The sequence below is a fragment of the Paludibacterium flexuosum genome (assembly GCF_037076605.1).
In the GTDB taxonomy this organism is placed as follows: Bacteria; Pseudomonadota; Gammaproteobacteria; order Burkholderiales; family Chromobacteriaceae; genus Paludibacterium.
In genome coordinates this window covers 2,787,272-2,812,468 of the sequence record NZ_AP029060.1, presented here as the reverse complement: position 1 = coordinate 2,812,468, position 25,197 = coordinate 2,787,272, and the positions used below count along the sequence as shown (strand labels likewise).

The 25,197-nt window shown below is 62.2% G+C and carries 23 protein-coding genes; 14 read left to right on the top strand and 9 right to left on the bottom strand.

Translation table 11 applies throughout. From position 1 onward, the window contains the following. Positions 1 to 27: 27 nt before the first annotated feature. From AACH39_RS13375 to AACH39_RS13365, 3 genes are read left to right on the top strand one after another with little or no spacing between them, the layout of a single operon-like run. Positions 28 to 1,446, top strand: a complete 1,419-nt coding sequence (locus tag AACH39_RS13375) for an efflux transporter outer membrane subunit (RefSeq protein WP_252346108.1) — start codon at positions 28 to 30, stop codon at positions 1,444 to 1,446. 13 nt (positions 1,447 to 1,459) lie between these two features. Next, positions 1,460 to 2,605, top strand: coding sequence for an HlyD family efflux transporter periplasmic adaptor subunit (locus AACH39_RS13370; RefSeq protein ID WP_215778779.1), 1,146 nt, complete (start codon positions 1,460 to 1,462; stop codon positions 2,603 to 2,605). 9 nt (positions 2,606 to 2,614) lie between these two features. Further along, entirely contained in the window at positions 2,615 to 4,150 is a 1,536-nt protein-coding gene (locus AACH39_RS13365; RefSeq protein WP_338620339.1) for a DHA2 family efflux MFS transporter permease subunit, read from the top strand. 70 nt (positions 4,151 to 4,220) lie between these two features. Here the strand turns inward: AACH39_RS13365 and AACH39_RS13360 are convergent, their stop codons facing one another. The 5 genes from AACH39_RS13360 to AACH39_RS13340 all read right to left on the bottom strand — a co-directional run bounded on the left by AACH39_RS13360 (position 4,221) and on the right by AACH39_RS13340 (position 7,807). Then, a complete protein-coding gene (locus AACH39_RS13360; RefSeq protein ID WP_338620338.1) occupies positions 4,221 to 4,973 on the bottom strand; it encodes a DUF1835 domain-containing protein in 753 nt (250 codons plus the stop codon). A 79-nt stretch (positions 4,974 to 5,052) separates the two neighbouring features. Further along, positions 5,053 to 5,481, bottom strand: a complete 429-nt coding sequence (locus AACH39_RS13355; RefSeq protein ID WP_252346243.1) for a prepilin-type N-terminal cleavage/methylation domain-containing protein — start codon at positions 5,479 to 5,481, stop codon at positions 5,053 to 5,055. Continuing rightward, on the bottom strand, positions 5,481 to 6,815 hold the full coding sequence (locus AACH39_RS13350; RefSeq protein ID WP_215778788.1) for a pilus assembly protein: 1,335 nt from the start codon (positions 6,813 to 6,815) through the stop codon (positions 5,481 to 5,483). The genes AACH39_RS13355 and AACH39_RS13350 overlap by 1 nt, the downstream gene beginning before the upstream one ends. After that, positions 6,812 to 7,222: a hypothetical protein gene (locus tag AACH39_RS13345; RefSeq protein WP_215778790.1), complete on the bottom strand. Its 411-nt coding sequence runs from the start codon at positions 7,220 to 7,222 to the stop codon at positions 6,812 to 6,814. Before AACH39_RS13345 ends, AACH39_RS13350 begins: the two co-directional genes overlap by 4 nt. Positions 7,223 to 7,228: 6 nt before the next feature. Further along, complete coding sequence (locus tag AACH39_RS13340; RefSeq protein WP_215782745.1) at positions 7,229 to 7,807, bottom strand: prepilin-type N-terminal cleavage/methylation domain-containing protein; 579 nt, start codon at positions 7,805 to 7,807, stop codon at positions 7,229 to 7,231. A gap of 646 nt (positions 7,808 to 8,453) precedes the next feature. Here AACH39_RS13340 and AACH39_RS13335 point away from each other — a divergent pair. Beyond that, entirely contained in the window at positions 8,454 to 9,860 is a 1,407-nt protein-coding gene (locus AACH39_RS13335) for an amino acid permease (RefSeq protein ID WP_215778793.1), read from the top strand. A 69-nt stretch (positions 9,861 to 9,929) separates the two neighbouring features. On the opposite strand, the gene polA is transcribed toward AACH39_RS13335, so the two are convergent. Next, positions 9,930 to 12,704 (bottom strand): DNA polymerase I, encoded by a 2,775-nt coding sequence (gene polA / locus AACH39_RS13330; RefSeq protein WP_338620335.1) that lies wholly within the window; start codon positions 12,702 to 12,704, stop codon positions 9,930 to 9,932. 13 nt (positions 12,705 to 12,717) lie between these two features. On the opposite strand from polA, the gene AACH39_RS13325 reads away from it, so the two are divergent. Genes AACH39_RS13325 through AACH39_RS13315 form a run of 3 tightly spaced genes read left to right on the top strand, consistent with a single transcriptional unit; the run spans position 12,718 to position 14,769 of the window. Next, positions 12,718 to 13,446 carry a TIGR00730 family Rossman fold protein gene (locus AACH39_RS13325; RefSeq protein WP_215778798.1) on the top strand — a complete coding sequence of 243 codons (729 nt, stop codon included), beginning with the start codon at positions 12,718 to 12,720 and terminating at the stop codon, positions 13,444 to 13,446. A gap of 20 nt (positions 13,447 to 13,466) precedes the next feature. Further along, positions 13,467 to 13,823 (top strand): DUF2782 domain-containing protein, encoded by a 357-nt coding sequence (locus tag AACH39_RS13320; RefSeq protein WP_252346109.1) that lies wholly within the window; start codon positions 13,467 to 13,469, stop codon positions 13,821 to 13,823. Positions 13,824 to 13,833: 10 nt separating this feature from the next. Then, the gene (locus AACH39_RS13315; protein WP_338620333.1) at positions 13,834 to 14,769 is read left to right on the top strand and encodes a homoserine kinase; all 936 of its coding nucleotides are present in this window, start codon (positions 13,834 to 13,836) and stop codon (positions 14,767 to 14,769) included. 32 nt (positions 14,770 to 14,801) lie between these two features. Here the strand turns inward: AACH39_RS13315 and AACH39_RS13310 are convergent, their stop codons facing one another. After that, positions 14,802 to 15,665, bottom strand: a complete 864-nt coding sequence (locus AACH39_RS13310) for a LysR family transcriptional regulator (protein ID WP_215778805.1) — start codon at positions 15,663 to 15,665, stop codon at positions 14,802 to 14,804. Positions 15,666 to 15,761: 96 nt separating this feature from the next. Between AACH39_RS13310 and AACH39_RS13305 the strand changes: the two genes are divergently transcribed. Both AACH39_RS13305 and AACH39_RS13300 read left to right on the top strand, forming a co-directional pair. Continuing rightward, positions 15,762 to 16,784: a YeiH family putative sulfate export transporter gene (locus AACH39_RS13305; RefSeq protein ID WP_338620332.1), complete on the top strand. Its 1,023-nt coding sequence runs from the start codon at positions 15,762 to 15,764 to the stop codon at positions 16,782 to 16,784. Positions 16,785 to 16,866: 82 nt separating this feature from the next. After that, complete coding sequence (locus tag AACH39_RS13300; protein WP_215778809.1) at positions 16,867 to 17,352, top strand: GNAT family N-acetyltransferase; 486 nt, start codon at positions 16,867 to 16,869, stop codon at positions 17,350 to 17,352. A 64-nt stretch (positions 17,353 to 17,416) separates the two neighbouring features. Here the strand turns inward: AACH39_RS13300 and AACH39_RS13295 are convergent, their stop codons facing one another. Both AACH39_RS13295 and AACH39_RS13290 read right to left on the bottom strand, forming a co-directional pair. Continuing rightward, positions 17,417 to 17,614: a CstA-like transporter-associated (seleno)protein gene (locus AACH39_RS13295; RefSeq protein WP_338620331.1), complete on the bottom strand. Its 198-nt coding sequence runs from the start codon at positions 17,612 to 17,614 to the stop codon at positions 17,417 to 17,419. Next, positions 17,607 to 19,673, bottom strand: a complete 2,067-nt coding sequence (locus AACH39_RS13290) for a carbon starvation CstA family protein (protein WP_338621279.1) — start codon at positions 19,671 to 19,673, stop codon at positions 17,607 to 17,609. The genes AACH39_RS13295 and AACH39_RS13290 overlap by 8 nt, the downstream gene beginning before the upstream one ends. A gap of 140 nt (positions 19,674 to 19,813) precedes the next feature. Here AACH39_RS13290 and AACH39_RS13285 point away from each other — a divergent pair, with 140 nt between their 5' ends. The 5 genes from AACH39_RS13285 to AACH39_RS13265 all read left to right on the top strand — a co-directional run bounded on the left by AACH39_RS13285 (position 19,814) and on the right by AACH39_RS13265 (position 25,146). Then, positions 19,814 to 20,518, top strand: coding sequence for a response regulator (locus AACH39_RS13285; protein ID WP_215778814.1), 705 nt, complete (start codon positions 19,814 to 19,816; stop codon positions 20,516 to 20,518). Further along, the gene (locus tag AACH39_RS13280; RefSeq protein WP_338620330.1) at positions 20,515 to 21,876 is read left to right on the top strand and encodes an ATP-binding protein; all 1,362 of its coding nucleotides are present in this window, start codon (positions 20,515 to 20,517) and stop codon (positions 21,874 to 21,876) included. The genes AACH39_RS13285 and AACH39_RS13280 overlap by 4 nt, the downstream gene beginning before the upstream one ends. 57 nt (positions 21,877 to 21,933) lie before the next feature. After that, positions 21,934 to 22,842 (top strand): oxygen-dependent coproporphyrinogen oxidase, encoded by a 909-nt coding sequence (hemF, locus tag AACH39_RS13275; RefSeq protein WP_215778819.1) that lies wholly within the window; start codon positions 21,934 to 21,936, stop codon positions 22,840 to 22,842. A gap of 194 nt (positions 22,843 to 23,036) precedes the next feature. Then, on the top strand, positions 23,037 to 24,722 hold the full coding sequence (locus tag AACH39_RS13270) for a hypothetical protein (RefSeq protein ID WP_338620329.1): 1,686 nt from the start codon (positions 23,037 to 23,039) through the stop codon (positions 24,720 to 24,722). 1 nt (position 24,723) lies between these two features. After that, positions 24,724 to 25,146, top strand: coding sequence for a hypothetical protein (locus AACH39_RS13265; protein ID WP_338620328.1), 423 nt, complete (start codon positions 24,724 to 24,726; stop codon positions 25,144 to 25,146). The last annotated feature ends 51 nt before the right edge of the window (positions 25,147 to 25,197 follow it).

Genomic DNA, 25,197 nt, shown 5'->3' with positions numbered 1-25,197 from the left:
TATTAGAAAACCAATGGAGACCCAACGGTGAATCGACACCCATGGCAGCAGGGGCTTAGCCTGCTGGTTCTGACCTCGATGCTGAGCGGCTGCGCCAGCTTCGGGCCGGAACACACACCGTCCACCACCCTGACGACACAGCAATTGGCCTTGTCGCAAGAACCCGGCCAGGGTCCGCAAGCGGGTTGGTGGCATGATTTGCACGATGCCCGGCTGGACCAACTGATTGAACAGGCGCTGGCTCAGTCGCCATCCATGAAGCTGGCCGCCGATCGTCTGGGCGAAGCCCGTGCTGCGGTTGGCCTGAGCGAGAGTACGCTCGGCCCGCAAGTTGACGCACATGCATCGCGTGACCGTCAGCTCTACTCGGCCAACGGCCTGTTCCCGCCACCGGTAGGCGGCAGCTACTTCAACGCCTACACGCTGTCGCTCAATGCCGCCTGGGAGCTGGACTTCTGGGGCAAAAACCGCGCCCGCACCAATGCAGCACTCGGCCAGGCCCGTGCAGCGGCCTATGAAATGCAGCAGGCACAGCTGACCCTGACCAATGCGGTCATCGGTCAATACACTGCCCTGCAACGCGAGTTCGACCAGCTGCGCATCAACCGCGCCCGTCTGCAACTGGCCCAGACCCGACTGCAACTGATGCGTGCCCGCGTCAATGCCGGTCTGATGAGTGCCGACAACCTGCACATGGTTGAGCAAAGCATGGCCGGCCTGCAGGCTCAGAATGCCGGGATTTCCGCCGAGATCCAGCGCACGCGCCATGCCCTGGCCGCGCTGACCGGTCAGGGCCCGACGGCGCTGGATCAGTTCACGCCGACCGAGCTGGGCAACACCCCGGCCATGAACGAGGCACGACTGACCACCGATCTGCTGGGCCGCCGCCCCGACATCGCCAGCCAGCGCGAAACCGTCACCTCAATGGAAGAAAACGTCAAAGTTGCCGAGCGTCAGTTCTACCCGGACATCAGCATCAGCGGTCTGATTGGTCTGAACTCGCTGGAATACAGCACGCTGTTCGAGCGCAGCTCGAAAATCGTCGACTTCCAGCCGGCCATCTCGCTGCCGATCTTCCACTCCGGCCAGCTGCGCGCCAATCTGCGCATCGAACAATCGCGCTATGACCAGGCTGTTGACCGCTACAACCAGACTGTACTCAATGGTCTGAAGGATGCGGCTGATGCCTTGACCAATGCCAAACAGGCCAACGCACAACTGGCGGATGCCCAGCGAGGTTTCAGCGCCAGCCGCAAACTGGCGGCCGCCATGCAGCTGCGCATGAACGCCGGCATGGCCGGCAAGCTGGAAGTACTCGACAGTCAGGACAACCTGCTGGTACAGGAAGGGACGCATCTGGAAGCGCAAGCCGCCGCCAGACTGGCCTGGGCCAACCTGAACACCGCCATGGGCGGCGGCATGACCGCCTCCCCCGCTACCCGCTAAGGATTGAATCAAGATGGATGCACAACAGAAAAAAGCCCAGAGTCGCAAGCGTAACCTGATCATCGCCAGCGGTGTGTTTGCCGCCGTCGCCATTGTCTATGGCGTGTACTGGGGCACCGTATTGCGCTTTGAAGAAAGTACCGATGACGCGTACGTCTCCGGCCACATGATGCAATTGACACCGGAAATCGGTGGCACTGTCGTCAAGATCAGCAGCGAAGATACCGACCGTGTCGAGGCCGGCCAGACCGTGGTTCAGCTGGATGTCAATGATGCCCAGATCAACTTCGACAAGGCGCGTCAGGCCTTCATCCAGGCGGTACGTGAGACACGCCAGCTGATGACCAGCTCGCGCCAGCTCGAAGCACAGATCGCCGCTCGCAAAACCGATCTGGCCCGCGCTCAGGAAGACCTGAAGCGCCGCCAGATGCTGGCCGGCACCGAGGCCATCTCCCAGGAAGAACTGTCGCATGCCCGTGACGCTGTCGCCGCTGCCCAGGCCGCCCTGGATGCCAGCATCGAACAACATCAAGGCACCAACGACCTGCTGGGCAATGACCGTATCGAACAGCAACCGCGCGTTCAGGCCGCCGCCAATACCCTGCGCGAAGCCTGGCTGGCGCTGCACCGCACCCAGGTGAAGGCACCGGTGGCCGGTTTCATCGCCCGCCGCAATGTACAACTGGGTCAGCGTGTTGCCGCCGGCTCGCCGCTGATGGCCATCGTGCCGCTGGAAAATGTCTGGGTCGATGCCAACTTCAAGGAAGTGCAGCTGGACAAAATCCGCATCGGGCAACAGGTGGAACTGACCTCTGACCTGTATGGCAGCCGCTTCACCTATCACGGCAAGGTGGCCGGCCTGTCGGCCGGTACCGGTAGCGCCTTCTCCCTGTTGCCGGCACAGAACGCCACCGGCAACTGGATCAAGGTGGTACAGCGTGTTCCGGTGCGTATTGCCCTGGACCCGAAGGAACTGCGCGAGCATCCGCTGCGTGTCGGCCTGTCGATGAACGTCGAAGTCTCGACACGCGATCAGTCTGGCCCGGTCCTGCCGGAAACGCCGGCGACCACCTCGCCGCAGGAAACCCGCGTCCTGACCCCGGATCTCAAGCAGGCTGATGCGCTGATCAAGCAACTGCTTGCAGCCAACGCCCAGTAAGGAACGGCAATGCCGAACCCACCACTGCACGGTGCGCGCCTGTTCTGGATTACGCTGGCCATGTCGCTGGCCACATTCATGCAGGTGCTGGACACCACGATTGCCAACGTGGCACTGCCGACCATTTCCGGCAACCTCGGCGCGGCGACCTCCCAGGGAACCTGGGTAATCACCTCATTCGGGGTGGCCAACGCCATCTCGATCCCGCTGACCGGCTGGCTGGCCAAGCGCTTCGGCGAGGTCAAGCTGTTCCTGGCCTCGACCATGCTGTTCGTGATCGCCTCCTGGCTGTGCGGCATTTCCGTCAGCCTGAACATGCTGATCTTCTTCCGCGTGCTGCAAGGCGCGGTGGCAGGGCCGATGATTCCGCTGTCACAAAGCCTGCTGCTGGCCTGCTACCCCAACGAGAAGAAGGGCATGGCGCTTGCACTGTGGTCCATGACCGTCATCGTGGCACCGATCTTCGGCCCGATTCTCGGCGGCGTGATCAGCGACAACTGGCACTGGGGATGGATCTTCTTCATCAACATTCCGGTCGGCGCCTTTGCCATCTGGGTATCGTGGAAACAGCTGCATGACCGGGAAACCCCGACCATCAACCTGCCCATCGACCGTGTCGGCCTGATGCTGCTGGCGGTTGGTGTGGGCAGCCTGCAGGTGATGCTGGATCAGGGCAAGGAACTGGACTGGTTCAACTCCACCGAGATCGTGATTCTCGCCGTGGTCGCCGTGGTGGCACTGACCTTCCTGGTGATCTGGGAGCTGACCGATGATCATCCGATTGTCGATCTGTCGCTGTTCAAGTCACGCAACTTCACGGTGGGCGTGACCGGCGTCTCGGTGGGCTACCTGATCTACTTCGGCACCATCGTGCTGCTGCCGCTGGTACTGCAGACCCAGCTGGGCTACACCGCCACCTGGGCCGGCCTCGCCGCCGCCCCGATCGGCATCCTGCCGGTGATCCTGTCGCCCGTGATCGGCAAAAACGCCCATCGCGTCGACATGCGGGCCCTGGTGACACTGAGCTTCCTGGTCTATGCAGGCTGCTTCTTCTGGCGCAGTACTTTCGCCCCCAACATGGACTTCGGCTACGTGGTATGGCCACAGTTTGTCCAGGGGATTGGCGTGGCCTGCTTCTTCATGCCGCTGACCACCATTTCGCTGGCGGGATTGAGACCAGACCAGATTGCCAGCGCATCCAGCCTGTCCAACTTCATGCGCGTACTGGCCGGCAGTATTGGCGCCTCGATCACCACCACCATGTGGGATCGTCGCGAGGCCACCCACCACGAGATTCTCACCCAGCACATCAGCGTGTTTGACCAGACCGCCAACCAGTGGTTTGGCTGGCTGGGCAATCTCGGGCTTTCCAGCCAGCAGCAGGCGGCCATGACGGCACAGGAAATCACCCGGCAAGGCTATCTGCTCGGCTCGAATGAAGTGTTCTGGTTCTCCGGCTGGCTGTTCATTGCACTGACGGTGGTGGTGTGGTTTGCCAAACCGCCGTTCAAGCCCGGCAGTGCTGACAGCAGCGGCGCACATTGATTGATTGAGTCATCGACCATCGAGAGAGAGATGACTACCTTCGGCAGGGGTTTTCCCCTGCCGCTTTTTTTTATCCGGCCAGGACGATGGCCTGCTGCCACTGCGCCAGATTGCCTTGCAACAGCCGCAAACGCCCATCGGCCAGCAAGCAGCTGACTCGCCACAAACAAAATGTATCCGACCGGCCGGTTTCAGCCATGGCCTGGCCGAGCAGCCGCGGCAAGGGCCGGGCAGCGGCACCGGCCAGGGAGACCAGGTAGTCGTCATGACAGCTCAGCGGGCGCTCCTGCAGACTCCCCGCCAGCCAGTCACGCACACCCCGGCCAGCCTCCCGCCACTCCCCCCACTCACGAGCGCGCACCTGGCGCTCTTCGGCGGCAATCAGACGGCGCCGAGTCGGTAGTGCCGCCCAGCCCGCATCCTCCAGCATGGCTAGCGCCAGCGGTTCGACCCCCGTTTCGCCGACACAGACCTCGCTGACAGGCACCGGCGAGGCCTGCAGCCAATGATGCACGCGGAGATTCATGAGCCATTCGCTGGCATGCGTGCCATGCCAGATCACCACCTCTCCGGCCCCATGCGCCAGCGCAGACAGCCGCTGGCCATCGCGTTGCAGCTCGCACTGCCAATCGATGTCCAGCGGCGATACGGCAAACAGGTTTTGCCAGAAGGCCACCCGCGCTTGCGGCGATGACTGATCGATGTCGGCCAGCGGCCCGATGGCCAGATCATCTACCAGGGCCAACACCCGCTCTTCTCCTACCAGGGCCCGGACCCGCAGCTCGGCGTCCCCGGCCGGGCAGACATGACAGATTCCACGCATGTTGCGCACGCTCCACTTGATATTGAAAATCAGCATACAGCCAGCCCCCCTGGATGCCATCAGCGCATTCCGGAAACACTCAGCGCGGCTGACAGTCCTCTGACTGAGCCCCCGCCACCGGCCGGCAGACCACAATCAACCCATCCTGATCCATCGCCAGAAACTCATCCCCCAGCCAGAAGTAGCGAGGACGGGCAATCAGGCGATAGCGCCCGGGAATCTCTTCCTGCCGGGCCCCGAAATCCAGATAGTAATAGCGCAAATGTCGCTCGGGCAGCCGTGCCCAGGTCGATCCCTCCCGCGCAAGACCATAGCGTTGATGACGAACATACAACTGCTCCAGATAACGAGCGCTCTGCATCATCGCCAGCCGCGCTTCTGCCTGCCCGACACGAATCACCTGCGCACGCCAGACCCCCATGGCGGAGCCGGCCAACACCAGCATCAAGGCAAGCACCAGCAGCAACTCCACCAGGCTCATGCCGCGCTGATGCCCATGGCACACCATCACAGACGGCGCCAGCTCAACCGCTCGCCGGCCCCCTGTGCCACATAGTAGCTCTGCAGTGTGGTGCTGCTGCGGCTGTTGTGCCCCCAGGCGCGTACCGTGATGCGGAACAGGCCGCCGCGAAACTCTGCATCGAGCAACTCGACCAGGTAGCAGGGCGAGGGGCGGATCGGCCCGATACGCGGGTCGGCAGGACAATACGACGTCTCCTGCCGCGTGCCGGCGAACCAGACCGGTAACGAGACAGAGCGGCATGCCTGCCGGTTGCAAGGGGCCAGAAAGGGCTGCCCCTGTCCCAACAGCCGGGGATGGGTGAGAGAGGGATGGCGACGTTGCCATGCCGGCTGAAGTGTCGTGCCCGGTTGCGCCGGCAGGCACAGCCCCTTGCGCCATTCAAGCGCACTCGTCGCAAACTGGCACCCCTCCCGAAACCAGCCCTGATAGCCGGGCAACCTTGCCAGACCATGTACCTGCTGCTCGGCCACCTGCAGGCCATACTCGGCCAGATACAGACTTTGCAGCCAATGCCGCTGCTGGTTGATCTGACGCCCTTCGTCGAGCAGCAGCCGCTGCACACTGCCCAACAGCAGCAATCCGGCCAGCATCAGCACCATCACCAGCAACATCGCCATACCGCGCTGCCGCGACGCCACAACCAAAGGCCAGACGGGCTGACTGGCATCAGCCGGCAAAAGTTTCAGTTGCCACATGTTCTGATCCTGCCGGAACGAGAAGCCGCGCAGGGGCAGCAGTGGCTGCTGCTCATCCCGCCACAGCATGCCGTCCCGCAGGCGATAGCGCCGCTCCACCAGCGGCATCAGCATCAGAGATGGCACGTGATGCCCCCCCGAACCGCTCAGCGGCACGCGCCGCCCCGGCAGCAAAGCCAGCCGCACCAGCAGCCCCCGGGTCTGCACGCTGAAATCCCGTCCTTCCTGCAAGCGATCCAGCCGGGTACAACTGGCCAACAGCAGGGTGGGCAAGCCACCAGCGGGAACATGCTGCTCATTGAGCATGAGGTGCTGCAGCTGACCACTTTCGTGATCCACTTCAAGATGCCAGATCGGCCAGGCCGGCCCGCCCCAGGCAAGAGACAATTCGTCACCCGTCTGCCCGGGAGGGGCCATTTGCCAACAGCCTGCCTGGCCATGCTGCTGCAGATCCTGAGCTAATTCAGCCAGCAGAATGCGCATCGCCTGATGCTCGGCCACCGGTTGCTGCAGTTGACGGACCGCTTGTCGCACGCTCTGGTAGCGGGTCAGCGCCAGCATGATGCAGCTGCTGCCGAGCAGCATGGCCAGCAGCAGCGCCGGCAGGCTAAACCCGCGCATCATGGCATCGGCACCGGCAGCAGCCATCTGGCCGAAAACGGAATGTGCTGCGGCACCTTCTGCTGATGCGGTCTGGGCGATGGACGCAAGGTAGCAAACCCCAGGTCGAGATGCGCGGCCCCATCGCCGCCACCCCGGTGCTTCATGACTTCCGCATAAAACTCAACACAATCCGGAGACCATGCCGGTGCCAGCGGCCGCTTGCCCTGACTGGAGAAATCTGTCCTTGTCGCCTGCAGCAGGCGCTCGGCCACATTGTGTGCACACCAATGCACACGAGTCAGCCGCGCATGATCGGCCATCGCATGGCGCGTCTGCTGCAGCACCGGTCCGGCAGCGGTGAGCCCCACAGCCAGCGCCCACATGGCCAATATACTGTCGAGCAAGGCCATCCCCTGATCTCGTCTCATCGGCTGCTACCTCGCGCAAGACTGGCCGGGAAGCCATTGCGGCAACCCCAGCCCGCTCGTCACCATGATCATCTGGGAGCCTGCGCTGCGCGGGTCACTCAGCTGCAGGCAGGGCTGCCCGCCCTGATAGCGGCCTGTCGGCTGCACGCTCACCATCTGTTGATGCCCGCTGAGCCGGATACCCGCCAATACCTGCCCGTCCCGCAGATCCTCCCTGGCATCGTATTGCCCCAGCAGTGCAGGTCGCTGCCTGTCCAGACTGCCCGCCGACGGCCAGTCCGCAAACACCAGCAGTCCATCACGCAGGGTTTCCGCTTCCCCCTCTGCCCCATGCTGAGCGCGGCAGCTGTTGAGCCGGCTGTTGCGGCGCATCAGCAAGGCACAGACATGCACCGGCTGGTTGCTGTAGAGCGCCTCGCTGCGCGCCAGCCCCAACACACTCCAGACATGCAGCGCACTGGCCTCCAGCCTGACCTGCCCGGACAACCGCGCCAGAACCTGCCCCGCCATCGCATACATGGCCGACATCAAAGCCATGACCAGCAACATCTCGATCAGGGTCACCCCGCGACAATACCTCGCCATCACACGCTCCCGACAATGCACTCCGGCACGAGGCTACGACAGGCGACACGGCGCCCGACAGGGAAGTCACGCCAGACATGCGCTCGACAACCGCCGGAACAGGACTCAGCGTTTTCTCTATCAGAAATGCTTATTCCGTTGATTCCACTATTTCAAACACCTGTTTCGAGAAAAACATGCTGTTTTGTCGCAAAAGCGCAACGAGTGAACACCGGTCAGACAGCCACATCAGAGATCGCTAAACCATTTGCCCCGTAACTTGTGCTGCATCAACAGCTGTCTGATTTGTCTGTGTTCAGATCGTGTCTGACGTTGGTATTACCGCATTGCACAAATCTGCCAGACAACAACACGCACCGATGCCCTTGTAATAACACCAATCATTTGGCATCGCCCGCGGCGAACAATCCACTGAACCCATCCGCCAAAGTACGGAGTTGGCAGGGATTTCTGTTGCTTTTTTGTTACGCGACAGTTAAAACCTTTCGTCTTGCCGTCACCGCACCCCAGAGTGCGGGTCGGCGAATTTTTTTAGCTAATCGCCAGCCGTCGCCCTCACAGCGTCCTGCTGATGAAAAACAATACCTGCCCACAGGGACAAGACAACCCGATGGACAGGACGGCTGGCTGACCAGGGACAGATGCAATGAGTTTGATGCGCAAGAAAAATGTGCAGGACATGCTGGACTTCAGTAAAACCACCCAGGCCCTGAAAAAGGAACTGGGGGTCTTCGACCTGACCATGCTGGGGATCGGTGCCATCATCGGCACCGGTATTTTCGTGCTGACCGGTACCGGCGCCCTGATCGCCGGCCCGGGCCTGATGTTGTCCTTCGTGATCGGCGCCCTGGCCTGTGGTTTCGCCGCCCTGTGCTATGCCGAATTCGCCTCGATGCTGCCGGTCTCCGGCTCCACCTATACCTATGCCTACGCCACACTGGGTGAGCTGGTAGCCTGGATCATCGGCTGGGACCTGCTGCTGGAATACCTGCTGGCCTCAGCCACCGTCACGGTCGGCTGGTCAGGCTATTTCCAGAACCTGATCGCCGGCTTCGGCCTGCACCTGCCGGATGCGCTGACCGGGGCCTATGGCGCCCGGCCCGGCGTACACAGCCTGTTCAACCTGCCGGCCTTCGTGATTGCCATGGCGGTGACCGCCCTGCTGGCCTTCGGGATCAAGGAGTCCAAGCGTGTCAACAACATCATGGTGGTCATCAAGGTCTCCGTGGTGTTGCTGTTCATTGCCCTTGGCGTCTGGCACGTCAAGCCGGTCAACTGGCAGCCGATGCTGCCCTATGGTCTGAACGGCGTGTTCCACGGTGCCGCCGTGGTGTTCTTCAGCTTCCTTGGCTTCGACGCCGTGACCTGTGCCGCCGAAGAGGTCAAGAACCCGGAGCGTGATCTGCCGCGTGCCGTGATCCTGTCGCTGGGCATCTGCTCCATCCTTTATGTGATCGTCGCTGCCATCATGACCGGCATCGTGCACTACCCGGACTTCGCCGGCATCGACCACCCGGTTTCCAAGGCACTGGAAGTGGCAGGGCTGAACTGGGTCGCCGGTCTGGTGAATATCGGCGCCATCCTGGGCATGACCACCGTCATCCTGGTGATGACCTACGGCCAGACCCGCATCACCTTCGCCATGTCGCGTGACGGCCTGCTGCCCAAAGTGTTCTCCGAGGTGCATCCGAAGCATCGCACCCCCTACCGCGCCACCTGGATCATCGGCACCATCATCGCCATCCTCGGCGCGCTGGTCCCGCTGGGCACCCTGGCCGAACTGGCCAATATCGGCACCCTGGCCGCCTTCTCGCTGATTTCCATCGCCGTGATCATCCTGCGCAAGCGAGAGCCCGATCTGCCACGCAAGTTCCATTGCCCGGGCGTGCCCTACATCCCGGTCCTGGCCATCGTGTTCTGCGTGTTCCTGATGGTGCAACTGGCCAGCCTGACCTGGCTTTGCTTCGTGGTCTGGCTGCTGATCGGTCTGGTGGTGTACTTCGGCTATGCCCGCAGCCGCTCGCTGCTGGCACAGCAAGGCGCCGGCGCCTGACCTGTCCTTCGCTGCCATCAAAAAAGCCACCGATTTCATCATCGGTGGCTTTTTGGTTTCCGCCCTGCCTCAGTGCGCCGCTTCCCAGTTGGGCCCGACCCCGACCTCCGCCAGCAAGGGCACCGACAGATCGGCCGCCGCCGCCATCAGTTGCGGCAACTTCTCGCACACCAGCGCCTGCTCGCTTTCCGGCACCTCCAGCACCAGTTCATCATGCACCTGCATGACCAGGCGCGTGGACAGCCCGTCCTGCCTGAGCCAGTTCTGCACGGCAATCATCGCCAGCTTGATCAGATCGGCGGCACTGCCCTGCATCGGCGCATTGATCGCCGCGCGCTCCGCCCCGCTGCGCCGTCCCGGATTGCTCGAACGGATATCCGGCAAATACAGCCGTCGCCCGAAGACCGTCTCGACATAGCCCTGCTGCTTGGCCTGCTCGCGGGTACGCTGCATATACTCCGCCACCCGCGGATACTGCATGAAATAGCGATCGATGAACTGCTGTGCGGCGCTGCGTTCGATCTCCAGCTGACTGGCCAGCCCAAAGGCGCTCATGCCGTAAATCAGCCCGAAGTTGATGCTCTTTGCGTAACGGCGCTGTTCGCTGCTGACCTGATCCAGCGCCACACCGAATACCTGGGCGGCCGTGGCGCGGTGAATGTCCTCGCCATCGGCAAAGGCCTTGAGCATGCCCTCGTCGCCGGAGACATGCGCCATGATGCGCAACTCGATCTGCGAATAGTCGGCACTGACAATCACATGCCCCGGGGGCGCAATGAAGGCCTCGCGCACGCGCCGCCCTTCCGCCGAACGAATCGGGATGTTCTGCAGATTGGGATCCGAACTGGCCAGCCGCCCGGTGACCGCCACCGCCTGCGCATAGGTGGTATGCACCCGGCCGGTATCGGCGCGGATCAACTGCGGCAGCTTATCGGTATAGGTCGACTTCAGCTTGGCCAGACCACGGTATTCCAGCAGACACTTGGGCAGCGGATGATCCAGCGCCAGCGTTTCCAGCACCGACTCATCGGTCGAAAAACCGCCGGAAGGCGTCTTGCGCACCCCCTTGGTGCTGATGCCGAGCTTGCCGAACAGGATTTCCTGCAGCTGCTTGGGGGAATTCAGATTGAAGGGCTGGCCCGCCAGCGCATAAGCCTGGCTCTCCAGCTCAAGCATGCGGCTGCCGAACTGATGACTCAGCTCAGCCAGCTTCTGCCGGTCGATCAGCACCCCGGTACGCTCCATGTCGAACAGCACCTCGGCCACCGGCAACTCGATGCGGCGATAGACATCAGCCTGACGGCTGTCCATCAGCGGCTTGAGCGCCGCGTCCAGCCGCAGGGTGATATCGGCATCCTCTGCCGCATAGCGGGTGGCGGTCTCCAGATCGACTTCATCGAAGCCGATCTGCTTGGCACCCTTGCCGCAGATGTCCTCGTAATGGATGGTCTGCTCGCCCAGATGGCGCTCGGCCAGATCATCCATATTGTGCGTCAGATGGCTCTCGATGACGTAAGAAGCCAGCATGGTGTCATCCACAACGCCGGCCAGCCGGATGCCGTGATTCAGAAACACATGACGGTCGTACTTGAGGTTTTGCCCCAGCTTCTTCTTGCCGGCATCCTCCAGCCAGGGCTTGAGCCTGGCCAGCGTGGCATCGCGATCCAGCTGTTGCGCCACCCCGGCGGCGCGGTGCGCCAGCGGCAGATAGGCCGCTTCCCCCGGAGTCACGGCAAAACTGATGCCGACAATGCGGGCAGACAGCTGGTCCAGGCTGGTGGTCTCGGTATCCAGCGACACCACTTCGGCCTGTTGCAATGTCAGCAGCCAGGCATCCAGTTCGTCCTGGGTCAGGATGGTGTGGTAATGACGTTCGAGCGGCGCGGCGGGACGCGGGACCACGACCGGAGCCGGGTCGTCCGGACTGCCGAACAGGTCCGCGGTTTCCTGCAGCGTGGCCTGTGGCACCGGGGCCGGCGTCTCCGCCTGGCCCTCGATCTCGCGCAACCAGCTGTTGAAACCGAAGCGGCGGAACAACTCGGCCAGCGCCGGCTTGTTCGGCTGCCCGTGCAACAAGCCATCCAGCCCGGCGGGCAAGTCCGTCTGCAGATCAACATCGCACTTGATGGTGATCAGCTCACGCGACAACGGCAGATGCGGCAGGGCCTCACGCAACTTGTCGCCGACCACGCCGCCGATCTCGTCCGCATGCGCCACCACCCCGTCGAGCGTGCCATAAGCCTGCAGCCATTTCAGTGCCGTCTTCGGGCCGCACTTCTCCACGCCCGGCACATTATCGACCTTGTCGCCGATCAGCGTCAGATAGTCGATGATGCGCTCCGGCGGCACGCCAAACTTCTCCTGCACCCCGGGGATATCCAGCTTCTCGTTGGTCATGGTATTGACCAGCGTGACCAGCGGGGTCACCAGTTGCGCGATGTCCTTGTCGCCAGTCGAGATCACCACCCGCATGCCGGCCGCCTCGGCCTGACGGGCCAGCGTACCGATCACATCGTCCGCCTCCACCCCGGGCACCACCAGCATCGGCCAGCCCGCCGCACGCACTACCTCGTGCACCGCCGCCACTTGCGCGGCAAGATCTTCGGGCATAGAAGGCCGATTGGCCTTATAGTCGGGGTACATGTCGTCGCGGAAGGTCTTGCCTTTTGCGTCAAATATGCACGCGCTATAATCGAACTCGACTTCTTTTTCCAGGCGTCGCAGCATATTGACCATGCCGTAGATCGCCCCTGTCGGCAGCCCCTCCCTCGAACGCAAATCGGGCATCGCGTGAAAGGCGCGGTACAGATAAGAAGAGCCGTCAATCAATAACAATGTTTTCATAAAGGCAACGAAAATGAGTTTGTCCGACAAGTTACCGCAAGCGAGTGACCGTTACGCCATGATGCAGCGATTCCGCTCACGCGAAGCCTGGCATGTATTGAAAATATTGTCGGAGTTTGTCGAGTCGGCAGAGGAACTGCAAGGGATTACCCCCGCCGTCAGTATCTTTGGCAGTGCACGCACCCCGCGCGACCATCCGTACTACAAAAAGACCGAAGAAGTCGCCCGTCTGTTGTCGGATGCCGGGTTCTCGGTATTGTCCGGCGGCGGCCCGGGCATCATGGAAGCCGCCAACAAGGGAGCATTTTATGGCAAAAGCCCCTCGGTCGGCTTGAACATCGTCTTGCCGCATGAACAAAAACCCAACGAATACCAGGATCTCGGCCTGCGCTTCAATCACTTCTTCTCGCGCAAGGTCATGTTCGTCAAGCACGCCATTGCCTATGTGGTCATGCCCGGCGGCTTCGGCACGCTGGATGAAACCTTCGAGGCGCTGACCCTGGTGCAGACCGGCAAGAGCCGGCGCATCCCCATCATCCTGTGCTGCAGCGAGTTCTGGCAGGGGCTGATCGACTGGGTCAAGGATCGCATGGTGAGCGAAAAAATGATCAATCCGGAAGACCTGGATCTGATCCAGCTGATCGACGACCCGGAAACCATTGTCGAGACCATTTTCAAACATTACGAAACCCGCGGTTTCGAAGCGCTGCCGGAAGAGCGCGAACAGTTGCTCAATCTGTAAAACCAATCTGGATGATCAAGATGAAAAACAAGCTGTTGCTGCTGCCCCTGCTGCTGATGCCCGTGCTGGCTCACGCCGCCGACACCCCTGCCCCGACCCCGCCCACCGTCAGCCAGGCGTCGAAAAGCGATGCGCCGCCGCCCCCGCAGGTCGGCGATGATCAAAGCGCCCAGCCTGAGCCGGAAATCACCATCATCCAGCGCGGCCAGGACAAGATCGAAGAGTACCGCCTCAATGGCAAGCTCTATATGGTGAAGGTCACCCCGTCGATCGGGGTGCCCTACTATCTGGTGGACGAAGACGGCAGCGGCAATCTGCGCCAGGTCGACCCCAACCGCCGCATCATCATCCCGCGCTGGGTTCTGTTCCGCTTCTGACGGGGGTTGCATGTCGGTTTTTACCGTTGTAGAGGAAGCGGCGCTGCGTGACTGGCTCGGACAATACAATCTGCAGCTGGTCTCGTTCGAGGGCATCGCCGCCGGCGTCACCAACACCAATTACTTCGTGCATACCACGCACGGCCGCTACGTCCTGACCCTGTTTGAAACCCTCAAACTGGCGGAACTGCCGTTCTACCTGGAGCTGATGAGCCACCTGGCCCGTCATGGCGTCGCCTGCCCGGCACCGCTGCTGGACCAGCAAGACCGGCTGACCTCGATGCTGGCCGGCAAGCCGGCCTGCCTGGTCACCTGTCTGAACGGCCGGGACGTCGAGGCGCCCAGTGCCGTCCAGTGCCGGGCGGTCGGTGACATGCTGGCCAGCCAGCACCGTGCCGCCGCCACCTTCAAACTGCAGATGGACAACCCGCGCGGACCGGCCTGGTGGCAACGCACCGCCGACACCCTCTACCCGCTGATGGCTCCTGCCGACGCCGAGCTGCTGCGCGACGAAATCGCCCGACAGGCCGGGCTGCGCCAGAGTCCGCTGCCGCGTGGCGTGATTCATGCCGACCTGTTCAAGGACAACGTCCTCATGGATGGTGACCGCATTGCCGGCTTCATCGACTTCTACTACGCCTGCAATGATGTGCTCATCTACGATGTCGCCATCGCCGTCAACGACTGGGCTCGCCTGCCCGACGGCAGCATCGATGCCGGACTGGCGCGAGCCTTCCTGCAGGGCTATCAGAGCGTGCGTCCCTTCAGCGCAGCCGAAAGCAGCGCCTGGCCGCTGATGCTGCGCGCGGCAGCACTGCGCTTCTGGGTCTCACGCCTGCTGGACCTGCACCACCCCATGCCCGGCAGCCTGACCTACACCAAGGACCCCGACGTTTTCCGCCAGCTGCTGCTGGCCCATCGCCAACGCACGGACTTCTGGCTCTGAACGGCGGCCTCCGTCTGCGGAGGCCGTCCGGACTACGCCAATTGCGCCAGAAACTGCGACATGCCGCGCGTCATCACCTTGTCGCGATGCATGACCCGATACAGCTTGCGTGTCAGGACAGGCAGAGGCAGAGCCACCAGTTCGCCCCGCGCCAGCTCGCCGGCCACCACCCTGCGCGGCAGACAGCTCACCCCCAGCCCCGCCGCCACCGAATGCTTGATCGCCTCCGAATCCCCCAGCTCCATCGCCACCGCAAACGTGCCCAACTGCGGCAACAGCAGACGCTCCACCTCCTGCCGGGTGCCCGAACCGGGCTCGCGCAAAATCCACTCTGCCTGCGCCAGGGTCTGCCAGTCCGGCATGGCCACAGCAAACGGATGCTGCGGCCCCACCACCACCAGTAACTCATCGTCACGCCAGACCTGCACCAGCAGCTCCGGGTGATGGCATGGTCCCTCAATCAGCCCGACATCCACCTGGAACGCCGCCACCGCAGCCACGATCTCGTCCGTATTGCCGACCATCAGTTCCAGCCGTACCGCCGGATGCTCGCGGCGAAAGGTCGCAATCTGTTGCGGCAGCAGATAATTCGCAATCGTGGTACTGGCCCCCAGACGCAAATGCGCCGCCGTCCCGGAAAACAGGGTCTGGGCCTCATGCCCCAGATCCAGAATGGCGCGAGCCCGCGGCAACAGCAACCTGCCATGCTCATTGGCCACCAGACGACGTCCGACCCGATCAAACAACACCGTCCCCAGCGCCGACTCCAGCGAAGACAACGACTGACTCGCCGCCGACTGGGTCATCGCCAGTCTTTCTGCCGCCCGCGTCACCGTCAGCGACTCACAGATAGCGACAAACACCTCCAGCTCACGCAAGCTCAAACGCAGTGACATAGTAATTTTATTAATCAGTTTAAGTAATTTTATTCGTTTTACTGATTTAACGACGTCAAGTAAAGTCCAATCCATATAAGCATCAGGACTATCGTTATGATTAACAAGAATATGACCCCCGGCCTGGCACTGATCCTGCTGCTGGCAGGGGCCTCGCTGTATCTGGCCAGCCAGCCCTTCTTCAGCCATCTGGGCCTGTCGGCACTGACCCTGGCCATTGTCGGCGGCATGCTGCTCGGCAATACCCTGTATCCGAAACTGGCCGACCACAGCCATCACGGCGTCACCTTCGGCAAGCAGCAATTGCTGCGGCTGGGCATCATTCTCTATGGCTGTCGCCTGACCCTGCAGGACATTGCCAATGTCGGCACCAGCGGCCTGCTGATCGACCTGCTGGTGCTGAGCAGCACCTTTGCCCTGGCGATCTGGCTGGGCACCCGGCTGTTCGGGCTGGACAAGAAAAGCGCCATCCTGATTGGGGCCGGCAGTTCCATCTGCGGTGCCGCTGCCGTCCTGGCCACCGAACCAGTGGTACGCGGCAGCGCCGAAAAAGTGGCCGTCGCGGTCGCCACCGTCGTGGTGTTCGGCACCGCTTCGATGTTCCTCTACCCCCTGCTCTACCCGCTGGCACTGCAATGGTTCGGCAGCAATGCCCACAACTTTGGCGTCTACACCGGCTCGACCATCCACGAAGTCGCTCAGGTCGTCGCCGCCGCCCGTGCCGCCTCGCCGGATGCCGAAAGCGCCGCCGTCATCGTCAAGATGATCCGCGTCATGCTGCTGGCCCCCTTCCTGATCGGCCTGTCGGCCTGGATGGCCCGCAGTGAAAGCGCACAGGGTCACAGCGGCAAGATCACCATTCCCTGGTTCGCGGTGCTGTTCGTCGTCATGACGGCGCTGCACTCGCTGCCGCAATTCCCGCGCCAGTTCGATCACGCCATCCTGTTCATCGACAACCTGCTGCTGGCCATGGCCATGGCCGCCCTCGGCCTGACCACCCATGTCTCCGCCATGCGCCGCGCCGGGGTCAAGCCGCTGCTGTTGGCTGGCGTCCTGTTTGTCTATCTGATTGCCGGTGGCGCCCTGATCAATATCGGCATCACCCGACTACTGGGTTAAGCCGCAGGCAGAGACTGGCCAAGGGAGCGCCGGTGCGTTATTTTATTCATTTGAAATAAATTTCATGCACGGAAAACCCAATATGCTCAGTATCCGACCATTGCTGACGACCGATCAGAACCGCCTCTGGGATTGGCTGCATGTCGCCCTGTGGGACCCGCCCCCGGCGCCGCTGCGCCCGCGCGAAGTCCTCGAACTTCCGGGCGTCCGCCTCTACGCCGAAGGCTGGGGCCGAGCAGGGGACATCGGTGTCGTCGGCGAACTGCCCGGCGAAACTGAACCCGTCGGCGCCTGCTGGATGCGCCTGGTGCCCGACCGACAGGGCCTGGCCTATGTCGCCGACGACGTCCCGCAACTGGGCATCGCCCTGCTGCCGGCCCATCAGCACCGCGGCTACGGCCAGTCATTGATGCTGGCAGCACTGCAAAGCGCGCGCGAGCAAGGCATTCGTCAGGTTGCCCTGACCGTCCACCCGGAAAACCCGGCCATTCGCCTCTACACCCGCTGCGGCTTCAGCCAGCGCGACATCCGTGCCCGCGGCTACTGGCTGATGGTGGCCGACCTGTAGGCGACGCACAAAACAAAGCCGCCAGTCACAGGACTGGCGGCGGGTACGGACAGCCCGGCTCAACTCAACAACACTTGCCCGGCCCGCGACCGGCGAGCCGGCGCTCGGCACAACGGCGCACGAACTCGCCGCGGCTCAGCGGCGGCTGGCGGCTACCGGCCTGATGGCGCCGCGCCAGATAGGCCTCATAGTCCGGCACGCCCACCATCAGCCGCGCCATCTGACAAAGCCAGGTCCAGGCATGACGCCAGCGCTCAGCCACCGGAAGCCTCCTGACGATACACCGCCGGGGTCTCCCGTGCCGTCGGCCATTTCACCGCCAGCGACTGACGCGCCACCCGCAGGGCAAACAGCGCCATCGACAGCACCACCAGCACAAACAGGGCGGTCAACGTGGCATCGACATAGTCATTGAAAACCACCCGCTGCATCTCGGCCAGCGACTTGGCCGGCGCCAGCACCTTGCCCTGTGCCAGCGCCGCCGAAAACTTGTCGGCATGCGCCAGGAAGCTGATCTTGGGATTGGCACTGAACAACTTCTGCCAGCCCGCCGTCAGCGTCACTGCCAGCAACACCGCGGTCGGCAGCAAGGCGACCCAGGCAAAACGTGCCCGCCCCATCTTGATCAGCACCACACTGGCCAGAATCAGCGCAATCCCCGCCAGCATCTGATTGGCAATCCCGAACAACGGCCACAGGGTATTGATACCGCCCAGCGGGTCAATCACCCCCTGATACAGGAAATAGCCCCAGAAGCTGACTGCCAGCCCGGTGGCCACCAGATTGGCCAGCCACGACTCGGTATTGGCCATCGGGGCATACACCAGGCCGCCAAGATCCTGAATCATGAAACGCGTCACCCGCGTACCGGCATCCACCGTGGTCAGAATGAACAGCGCCTCGAACAGAATGGCAAAGTGATACCAGAACGCCATCATCGCCTGTCCGCCCAGTACCCGCGACAGAATATGGGCCATCCCCACCGCCAGCGTCGGCGCCCCGCCGGCGCGCGACAAAATGGTCGTTTCACCGACATCGTGCGCCATCTGGCTCAGGGCATCCGGCGTCACCACAAAGCCCCAGGCGGATATCGCCTGCGCCGCCTCGGCCGCACTGTGACCGATCAGCGCCGCCGGACTGTTCATGGCGAAATACACCGCCGGGTCCAGCACGCAGGCGGCAATCAGCGCCATGATCGCCACCAGGCTCTCCATCAGCATGGCACCATAGCCCACCAGACGAATCTGCGATTCATTTTCCAGCAACTTCGGCGTGGTGCCGGAAGCAATCAGCGAATGGAAGCCCGATACCGCACCGCAGGCAATCGTGATGAACAGGAAGGGAAACAGGCTGCCGGCGAATACCGGGCCGGTGCCATCGACAAAACGGGTGACCGCCGGCATCTGCAGCTGCGGCGCCACCAGCAGAATACCGATGGCCAGACCAATGATGGTGCCCAGCTTGAGGAAGGTCGACAGATAATCGCGCGGCGCCAGCAACAGCCATACCGGCAGCACCGAGGCCACGAAGCCGTAGCCGATCATCCACCAGGCCAGCGTGGTGCCCTTCAGGGTAAACAGCGGCCCCAGCGTCGGGTCCTGGGCCACATGGCCGCCGAACCAGATGGCCAGCAACAGCAGCAGCAGACCGACCAGCGACACCTCACCGATCCGGCCCGGACGGACAAAGCGCGAGTAAAGCCCCATCAACAGGGCAATCGGGATGGTGGCTGCAATGGTGAAGGTGCCCCAGGGGCTGTTAGTCAGCGCCTTGACCACCACCAGCGCCAGCACCGCCAGCAGGATCACCATGATCATCAGAATGCCGAAAGAGGCGATGATGCCCGGCACCGGACCCAGCTCCTGGCGAATCATGTCGCCCAGCGACTTGCCATCGCGCCGTACTGACAGGAACAGGATCAGCATGTCCTGCACCGCACCGGCCAGCATCACCCCGATCAGAATCCACAGCGTACCGGGCAGAAACCCCATCTGAGCCGCCAGCACCGGCCCCACCAGCGGGCCGGCTCCGGCAATGGCCGCGAAGTGGTGGCCGAACACGACCCACTGATTGGTCGGCACATAATCCAGCCCGTCATTGTGACGCTCGGCCGGCGTCATGCGATTGGGTTCAAGTTGCAATACGCGCTGGGCGATAAATCGGCTATAGAAACGGTAGGCAATGGCATAGACCGACAGTGCCGCCACCACCAGCCAGACAGCGCTGACCGGCTCTCCGCGCTGCAAGGCCAGCGTGGCAAAGGCCATCGCGCCCACCAGCGCGACAATCAGCCAGAGCACTTTTTCTTTGTAACGTGGCATCATGATAGTTTCCCTGTAATTATTGTGAACGAGACCATGAAACGGCGTGATTGAGAATTGTTTTTATCGCCCCATTGTTCATCGCGTTCACTTTAATGACAAGTGCAAAGCAGCCAAAACAACCCACCAAGAGCAGCGCCATGAGTGAACACGTATATCTGGTCGAAGACGATGCCCGACTGGCAGAACTGATTGCCGCCTTCCTCGGCAAAAACGGCTACCGGGTCAGCACCTGTGGCAAAGGTGACGAGGCCGAGGCCGCGATCATGGAAGTCCAGCCCGATCTGGTGATCCTCGACCTGATGCTGCCCGGCAAAGGCGGTTTTGAAATCTGCCGCGACCTGCGCCCCTACTATGCCGGCCGCATTCTGATGATGACTGCCCGCAACGACGAGATTGATGAAATTCTTGGTCTGGAACTGGGCGCCGACGACTACCTCGCCAAGCCGGTCGAACCGCGCAAGCTGCTGGCGCGGGTGCGGGCCCTGCTGCGCCGCGCCGACACCGGCAAATCCGGCACCCGGATGGATCAGCTGTCCTTCGGCCAGTTCAGCATCAACCGCGGCACTCGTTCTGCCCGGCTGGGCACTCAGCATCTCGAACTGACCACCGCTGAATTCGACCTGCTGTGGATGCTGGCCAGTCATGCCGGCAGCATTCTGTCGCGCGATGACATCCTCGGCCAGCTGCGCGGCATCGGCTTTGATGGCAACGACCGCTCCATCGATGCCCGCATCTCGCGCCTGCGAAAAAAACTGCTGGATGACCCGATGGCGCCGACACGCATCAAGACCGTGCGCGGCAAAGGCTACCTGTTCTCCAAGAGCGACTGGGAGCTGGCATGAAGCACTTTCTGCGCGGACTGCTGCATCCGTCGCTGGCCACCTTGTTCTTCCGCTATTACCTGAGCACCCTGCTGGCCCTGGTGCTGATCATCAGCACCGTCGGCGTGGTCATCGACCAGCTCTACAGCGGCGTTGACGAAGACAACGCCCGCAGCTTCATGCGCGGCACCGTCCAGATGGTGCAGCGCGAGCTGCTCGATCAGCCCGAACAGGACTGGCCCGGCACGCTGTCCAGACTGAGCCACGGCTTCAGCTACAAGATGGTGCTGACCGACCTCCGGCATCTGCAGGACGTCGACGACGGACTGCGCCAGGACCTGCAGCGCGGCGTCATGCGCTTTGACCAGGACAGCAACCTGCTGTACGCACGAGTCGGCAACAGCCAGCAAATCCTGGTCTTCGGTCCGCTGAACTTTGCCGTGCCCGACAGCGACTCGCTGCTGACCGACGGCACCCACGCCAAGGCGCTGTGGTGGAGCCTCACCGGACTGGGCTTCGGCCTGTTGGTCTTCGTCTTCCTCCGCCCGCTGTGGAACGACCTGGTCGAAATCCGCGGCACGGCCGAACGGCTGGCGGCCGGCGAACTGACCGCCCGCGCCCCCAGGGCCAAAACCTGGCTGCTGACACCGCTCTCCGCCGGTCTCAACAGCATGGCCGAACGCCTGGAAGGTCAGATGAACGCCCACCAGGCACTCAGCCACGCCGTATCGCATGAACTGCGCACCCCCATCGCCCGCCTGCGCTTCGGCCTCACCATGCTGGAAGAGGCCGACAATGACAGCGAGCGTGCAAAGTACCGGGAGGGCATGGAGCACGACATGCAGGAGCTGGACGACCTGGTCAATGCCAGCATGAGCTATGCCCAGCTCGACCAGGGGCAGATCATTCTGCAACGCGAGCATACCGAACTGGCCGAATGGTTCGGCGACCTGCTGGGCCTGGTGCGTCCCCTGGTACCGGAAGGCGTGACGATGACCCTGGATTGCCCACAGACCGAGGCCGAGTTCGACCGCAAACTGATGTACATTGCCACCCGCAACTTGCTGGTCAACGCCGTACGCTTTGCCAACAGCTGCATCCGGCTCAGCATCAGCAAACAGGATGGCTGGCTGAGCGTCACCGTCGACGATGACGGCCCCGGCATCCCGCTGGCCGAACGCGAGCGGGTCTTCGACCCCTTCCACCGCCTGAACAATGAACGCGAGCCCCACAGCGGCAATTACGGACTTGGTCTGTCCTTCGTGCGTCTGATCGCCGGACAGCATGGGGGCAGCGTCTTCGTCACAGACAGCCCGCAGGGCGGTGCACGCTTCGTCCTCAACATCCCCGAGCACGGCCAGCAGGAAGACACCCTGTAGAGCCGAGCCCCCGCTCGGGGTAAAATGACACCTTCATCACCGTAGCAAGGAACCGCCATGCCCAGCCCGCACACCGACCAGGTCAAAACCTATCTGCTCGACCTGCAGAACAGGATTTGCCAGGCACTGGAACAAGCCGATGGCGGCGCCCGTTTTGAGCGCGACAGCTGGCAACGCGCCGAAGGCGGCGGCGGAGAAAGCCGGGTCCTCAGCCAGGGCAAGGTCTTCGAGCAGGCCGGGGTCAATTTCTCCCACGTGGCCGGCAACAAGCTGCCGCCTTCGGCGACCGCTCACCGCCCCGAACTGGTCGGCTGTCGCTTCCAGGCCATGGGCGTGTCGCTGGTCATCCATCCGCACAACCCCTATGTCCCCACCAGCCACGCCAACGTGCGCTTCTTCATCGCCGAACGCGACGATGCCGAGCCGGTCTGGTGGTTTGGCGGCGGCTTCGACCTGACCCCCTACTACGGCTTCGAAGAAGACGCCGTGCACTGGCATACCGTCGCGCGTGACCTGTGCCAGCCCTTCGGCAGCGAGGTCTACCCGGCCTACAAGAAATGGTGCGATGACTACTTCTATCTGAAACACCGCCAGGAAGCGCGCGGCATCGGTGGCCTGTTCTTCGACGACCTGAACGAAGGCGGCTTCGAGCGCTGCTTTGCCCTGATGCAGGCCGTCGGCAATGGTTATCTCGATGCCTACCTGCCGATCGTCGAGCGACGCAAGCGCACCCCGTGGAGCGAACGCGAACGCCAGTTCCAGCTTTACCGTCGCGGCCGCTACGTCGAATTCAACCTGGTCTGGGACCGGGGCACCCTGTTCGGCCTGCAAAGCGGCGGGCGCACTGAATCCATCCTGATGTCCATGCCGCCGCTGGTACGCTGGGAATACGGCTACCAGCCCGAACCGGGCTCGCCCGAAGCGGCGCTTTACCAGCACTTCCTGCCAGTGCGCGACTGGGTGTAAGCCACCCACTGACCGATCTTTCGGCCCGGCGCCTGCCGGGCCACCATACCGCCCACGCCGGCCCTACCCGTTTGACAAGCACCTAGCCGTTTTTACCCGTTACGGCAATCCCTCCAATGGCCACCCCGCCACGCTGAACCGGCCTCCTGGCACTCGGTCGGAGCTACTCCGACCCAGCCCATGGAGTGCCGTACATGAATTGGCGATCTGTCCTTCTCCTGTCTGCCAGCCTCTGCCTGAGCCTCGGCAACGCCCAGGCCCAACCGGCCCCCTCGCTCGCCCCCCTGCATGAGATCTTCGCCGCCCACGACCAGCGTATCACCGAGCAGCACAGCAACTGGCAGGCGGCCTACCAGCACGCACTGACCCTGGCCAAATCCGCACAGCCGGAACGCGCACTGCCCGCCTTCGAAAACCTGCTCGATGCCCTCGCCCCCCAGGAGATCCCGTTTTCACGCGTCTATGCACGCTACTTCACCCTGGCCGAGCAGCGCCATGCCCGCCCCCGCAGCGTCCCCTTCCTGCAGCAACTGAGCCAACGCTACCCCAACCCGTGGGTGCTGGGTGCCTGGCGAGAAACCCAGGCCACCGTCGTAACCCGCGAACAGGCCAGCGCATTGCTCAACCGGCTGCGAGCCATGCCTGAAGCCCCGGCGCTCGCTGCCGATATGGAAATGCTCTACATGCTGCTCTGGGCCAATGGCACACCGGGCGAAGCCGGTGCCATCCTGCATCAGGCCGAAACCCTGATGAACACACTGCCACCAGGCACCGACCCGGGCGGTATCCTGGCCCTGGCGCAATGGCGTTATCGCCAACCCGATACGATCGTGGCCGGCGACCCCACTCAGTGGCATGCCCCGCTGCTCCAGGCACTGGAGTCCAGCGAGCGCAGCACCATCGTCAGCGCCTTCAGCCACTACCTGGCAACCCTGCTTGCCGCCGGCCAGCTCGCCGAGGGCGAACGCTGGGCACAGTCACGTCTGGCCGCCGGCGACCAACGTCCGGCCATGCGCATGATCGCCGACATCCTGACCACCCTGAACCGCCACCACAGCGAGTATCAGCAGGCCATCGCGCAGATGAGCACCCTGCGCCAGCAGGCACCTGACAGCCTGCTGCTGGCAATCAACGAAAGCTCACTGCGCTATTCACAGATTGATCAGGGCTATCAGCAGGCCGACCAGGTCCTTGAGGCATTCGGCCGGCGCCTGCCCCATGACGAGCGTGTGCAACGAGGCGTGCGTTTTCACCGCGACATGCTGGCCAGTTGGGCGGAAGGCAGCCACCGGCGCGTCAAACGCGACTTACCGACACTGGGCACCGTTCATGTCATCGGCACGCGCTCCTCGGGCTTCAGTAGTAGCGGAGTCATTCATGAGGGCGCCGCCAGCCCGGGCCGCAGCCGCTATGAGAAGCAACGTCTGGAGATGGAGCAGAAAGGCTGCCAGGGACAGGGGGTGGCGGCAGCCCGCGCCGAGCCAGTGGCGGGGATGCTGCCGAAGGTGATTAGCAAGCTGCCCAAGGCAAAGTCTGGCGTGCCCCCCTCTTCGCTACTTGATGCGAATGGAAAACTACCACCGGGTATAGGTGGGGTAGGAACACCCATTCCCATGCCACCATCAGTCAATCCAAATGTAACAGCTGAAGCATTTGCCAAGGCTGCATTCAATGGTCAGACACCGATTTCCGTTACTCAGATCAAAGGTGGTAATTCTTGGGTAGCAAAATTACCAGATGGCACTGTTGTAACCTATAGAGTTGCAGGGGATGCGTCTGGCAAGACTAATTTGTCAACAGCGACAGTAGAGATTAACAGCCCATCGATGCGTGCAGCGAATAATGGCGAAATTCCAAAATTCAAATTCCCAGGAATGTGACATGTACAAATTAGACATGAGCCAAGCGATTCAAAAGCAATTAATTTTTGCAGTACTGGATGATTTTTGCCCCAATGGAGCACTTTCCAATTTTTTTGGCGGGCAATATGGTAACAACCAAGAAAAATGGGCGTTGGCCGTCATAGATTTTATATATAACGCCATGGGTTTAGATTTGATAGCACCAATGCAATGCTTGCATGAATTTGAAAAGCTCAGCACCGATGAAGTGAGGGCACTTTTAGTTAGAAGTAGAGCAGGACCTAACCTTGAAAAGGATGAAGATCTTGCTTGGGATATATTGTATCTATGTGGCACAGAAAAGCTAAGATTGGCCGCTGAAAAATTTGATCTTTCCCACTGGGAAGCATTGAACCAACCTGTCAATGAGCAATTTTTTGATTACATAAACACTTCAACCTAAAGCGGCCCCTTGCATCATGACGTTTACTGACATCATGGTGCAGGAGTGACG

Coding starts and splice junctions, on each gene's coding strand:
- AACH39_RS13370 (WP_215778779.1), top strand. CDS start 1,460: ATGGATGCACAACAGAAAAAAGCCCAGAGTCGCAAGCGTAACCTGATC.
- AACH39_RS13365 (WP_338620339.1), top strand. CDS start 2,615: ATGCCGAACCCACCACTGCACGGTGCGCGCCTGTTCTGGATTACGCTG.
- AACH39_RS13360 (WP_338620338.1), bottom strand. CDS start 4,973: ATGCGTGGAATCTGTCATGTCTGCCCGGCCGGGGACGCCGAGCTGCGG.
- AACH39_RS13355 (WP_252346243.1), bottom strand. CDS start 5,481: ATGGTGTGCCATGGGCATCAGCGCGGCATGAGCCTGGTGGAGTTGCTG.
- AACH39_RS13350 (WP_215778788.1), bottom strand. CDS start 6,815: ATGATGCGCGGGTTTAGCCTGCCGGCGCTGCTGCTGGCCATGCTGCTC.
- AACH39_RS13345 (WP_215778790.1), bottom strand. CDS start 7,222: ATGAGACGAGATCAGGGGATGGCCTTGCTCGACAGTATATTGGCCATG.
- AACH39_RS13340 (WP_215782745.1), bottom strand. CDS start 7,807: ATGGCGAGGTATTGTCGCGGGGTGACCCTGATCGAGATGTTGCTGGTC.
- AACH39_RS13335 (WP_215778793.1), top strand. CDS start 8,454: ATGAGTTTGATGCGCAAGAAAAATGTGCAGGACATGCTGGACTTCAGT.
- polA (WP_338620335.1), bottom strand. CDS start 12,704: ATGAAAACATTGTTATTGATTGACGGCTCTTCTTATCTGTACCGCGCC.
- AACH39_RS13325 (WP_215778798.1), top strand. CDS start 12,718: ATGAGTTTGTCCGACAAGTTACCGCAAGCGAGTGACCGTTACGCCATG.
- AACH39_RS13320 (WP_252346109.1), top strand. CDS start 13,467: ATGAAAAACAAGCTGTTGCTGCTGCCCCTGCTGCTGATGCCCGTGCTG.
- AACH39_RS13315 (WP_338620333.1), top strand. CDS start 13,834: ATGTCGGTTTTTACCGTTGTAGAGGAAGCGGCGCTGCGTGACTGGCTC.
- AACH39_RS13310 (WP_215778805.1), bottom strand. CDS start 15,665: ATGTCACTGCGTTTGAGCTTGCGTGAGCTGGAGGTGTTTGTCGCTATC.
- AACH39_RS13305 (WP_338620332.1), top strand. CDS start 15,762: ATGATTAACAAGAATATGACCCCCGGCCTGGCACTGATCCTGCTGCTG.
- AACH39_RS13300 (WP_215778809.1), top strand. CDS start 16,867: ATGCTCAGTATCCGACCATTGCTGACGACCGATCAGAACCGCCTCTGG.
- AACH39_RS13290 (WP_338621279.1), bottom strand. CDS start 19,673: ATGCCACGTTACAAAGAAAAAGTGCTCTGGCTGATTGTCGCGCTGGTG.
- AACH39_RS13285 (WP_215778814.1), top strand. CDS start 19,814: ATGAGTGAACACGTATATCTGGTCGAAGACGATGCCCGACTGGCAGAA.
- AACH39_RS13280 (WP_338620330.1), top strand. CDS start 20,515: ATGAAGCACTTTCTGCGCGGACTGCTGCATCCGTCGCTGGCCACCTTG.
- hemF (WP_215778819.1), top strand. CDS start 21,934: ATGCCCAGCCCGCACACCGACCAGGTCAAAACCTATCTGCTCGACCTG.
- AACH39_RS13270 (WP_338620329.1), top strand. CDS start 23,037: ATGAATTGGCGATCTGTCCTTCTCCTGTCTGCCAGCCTCTGCCTGAGC.
- AACH39_RS13265 (WP_338620328.1), top strand. CDS start 24,724: ATGTACAAATTAGACATGAGCCAAGCGATTCAAAAGCAATTAATTTTT.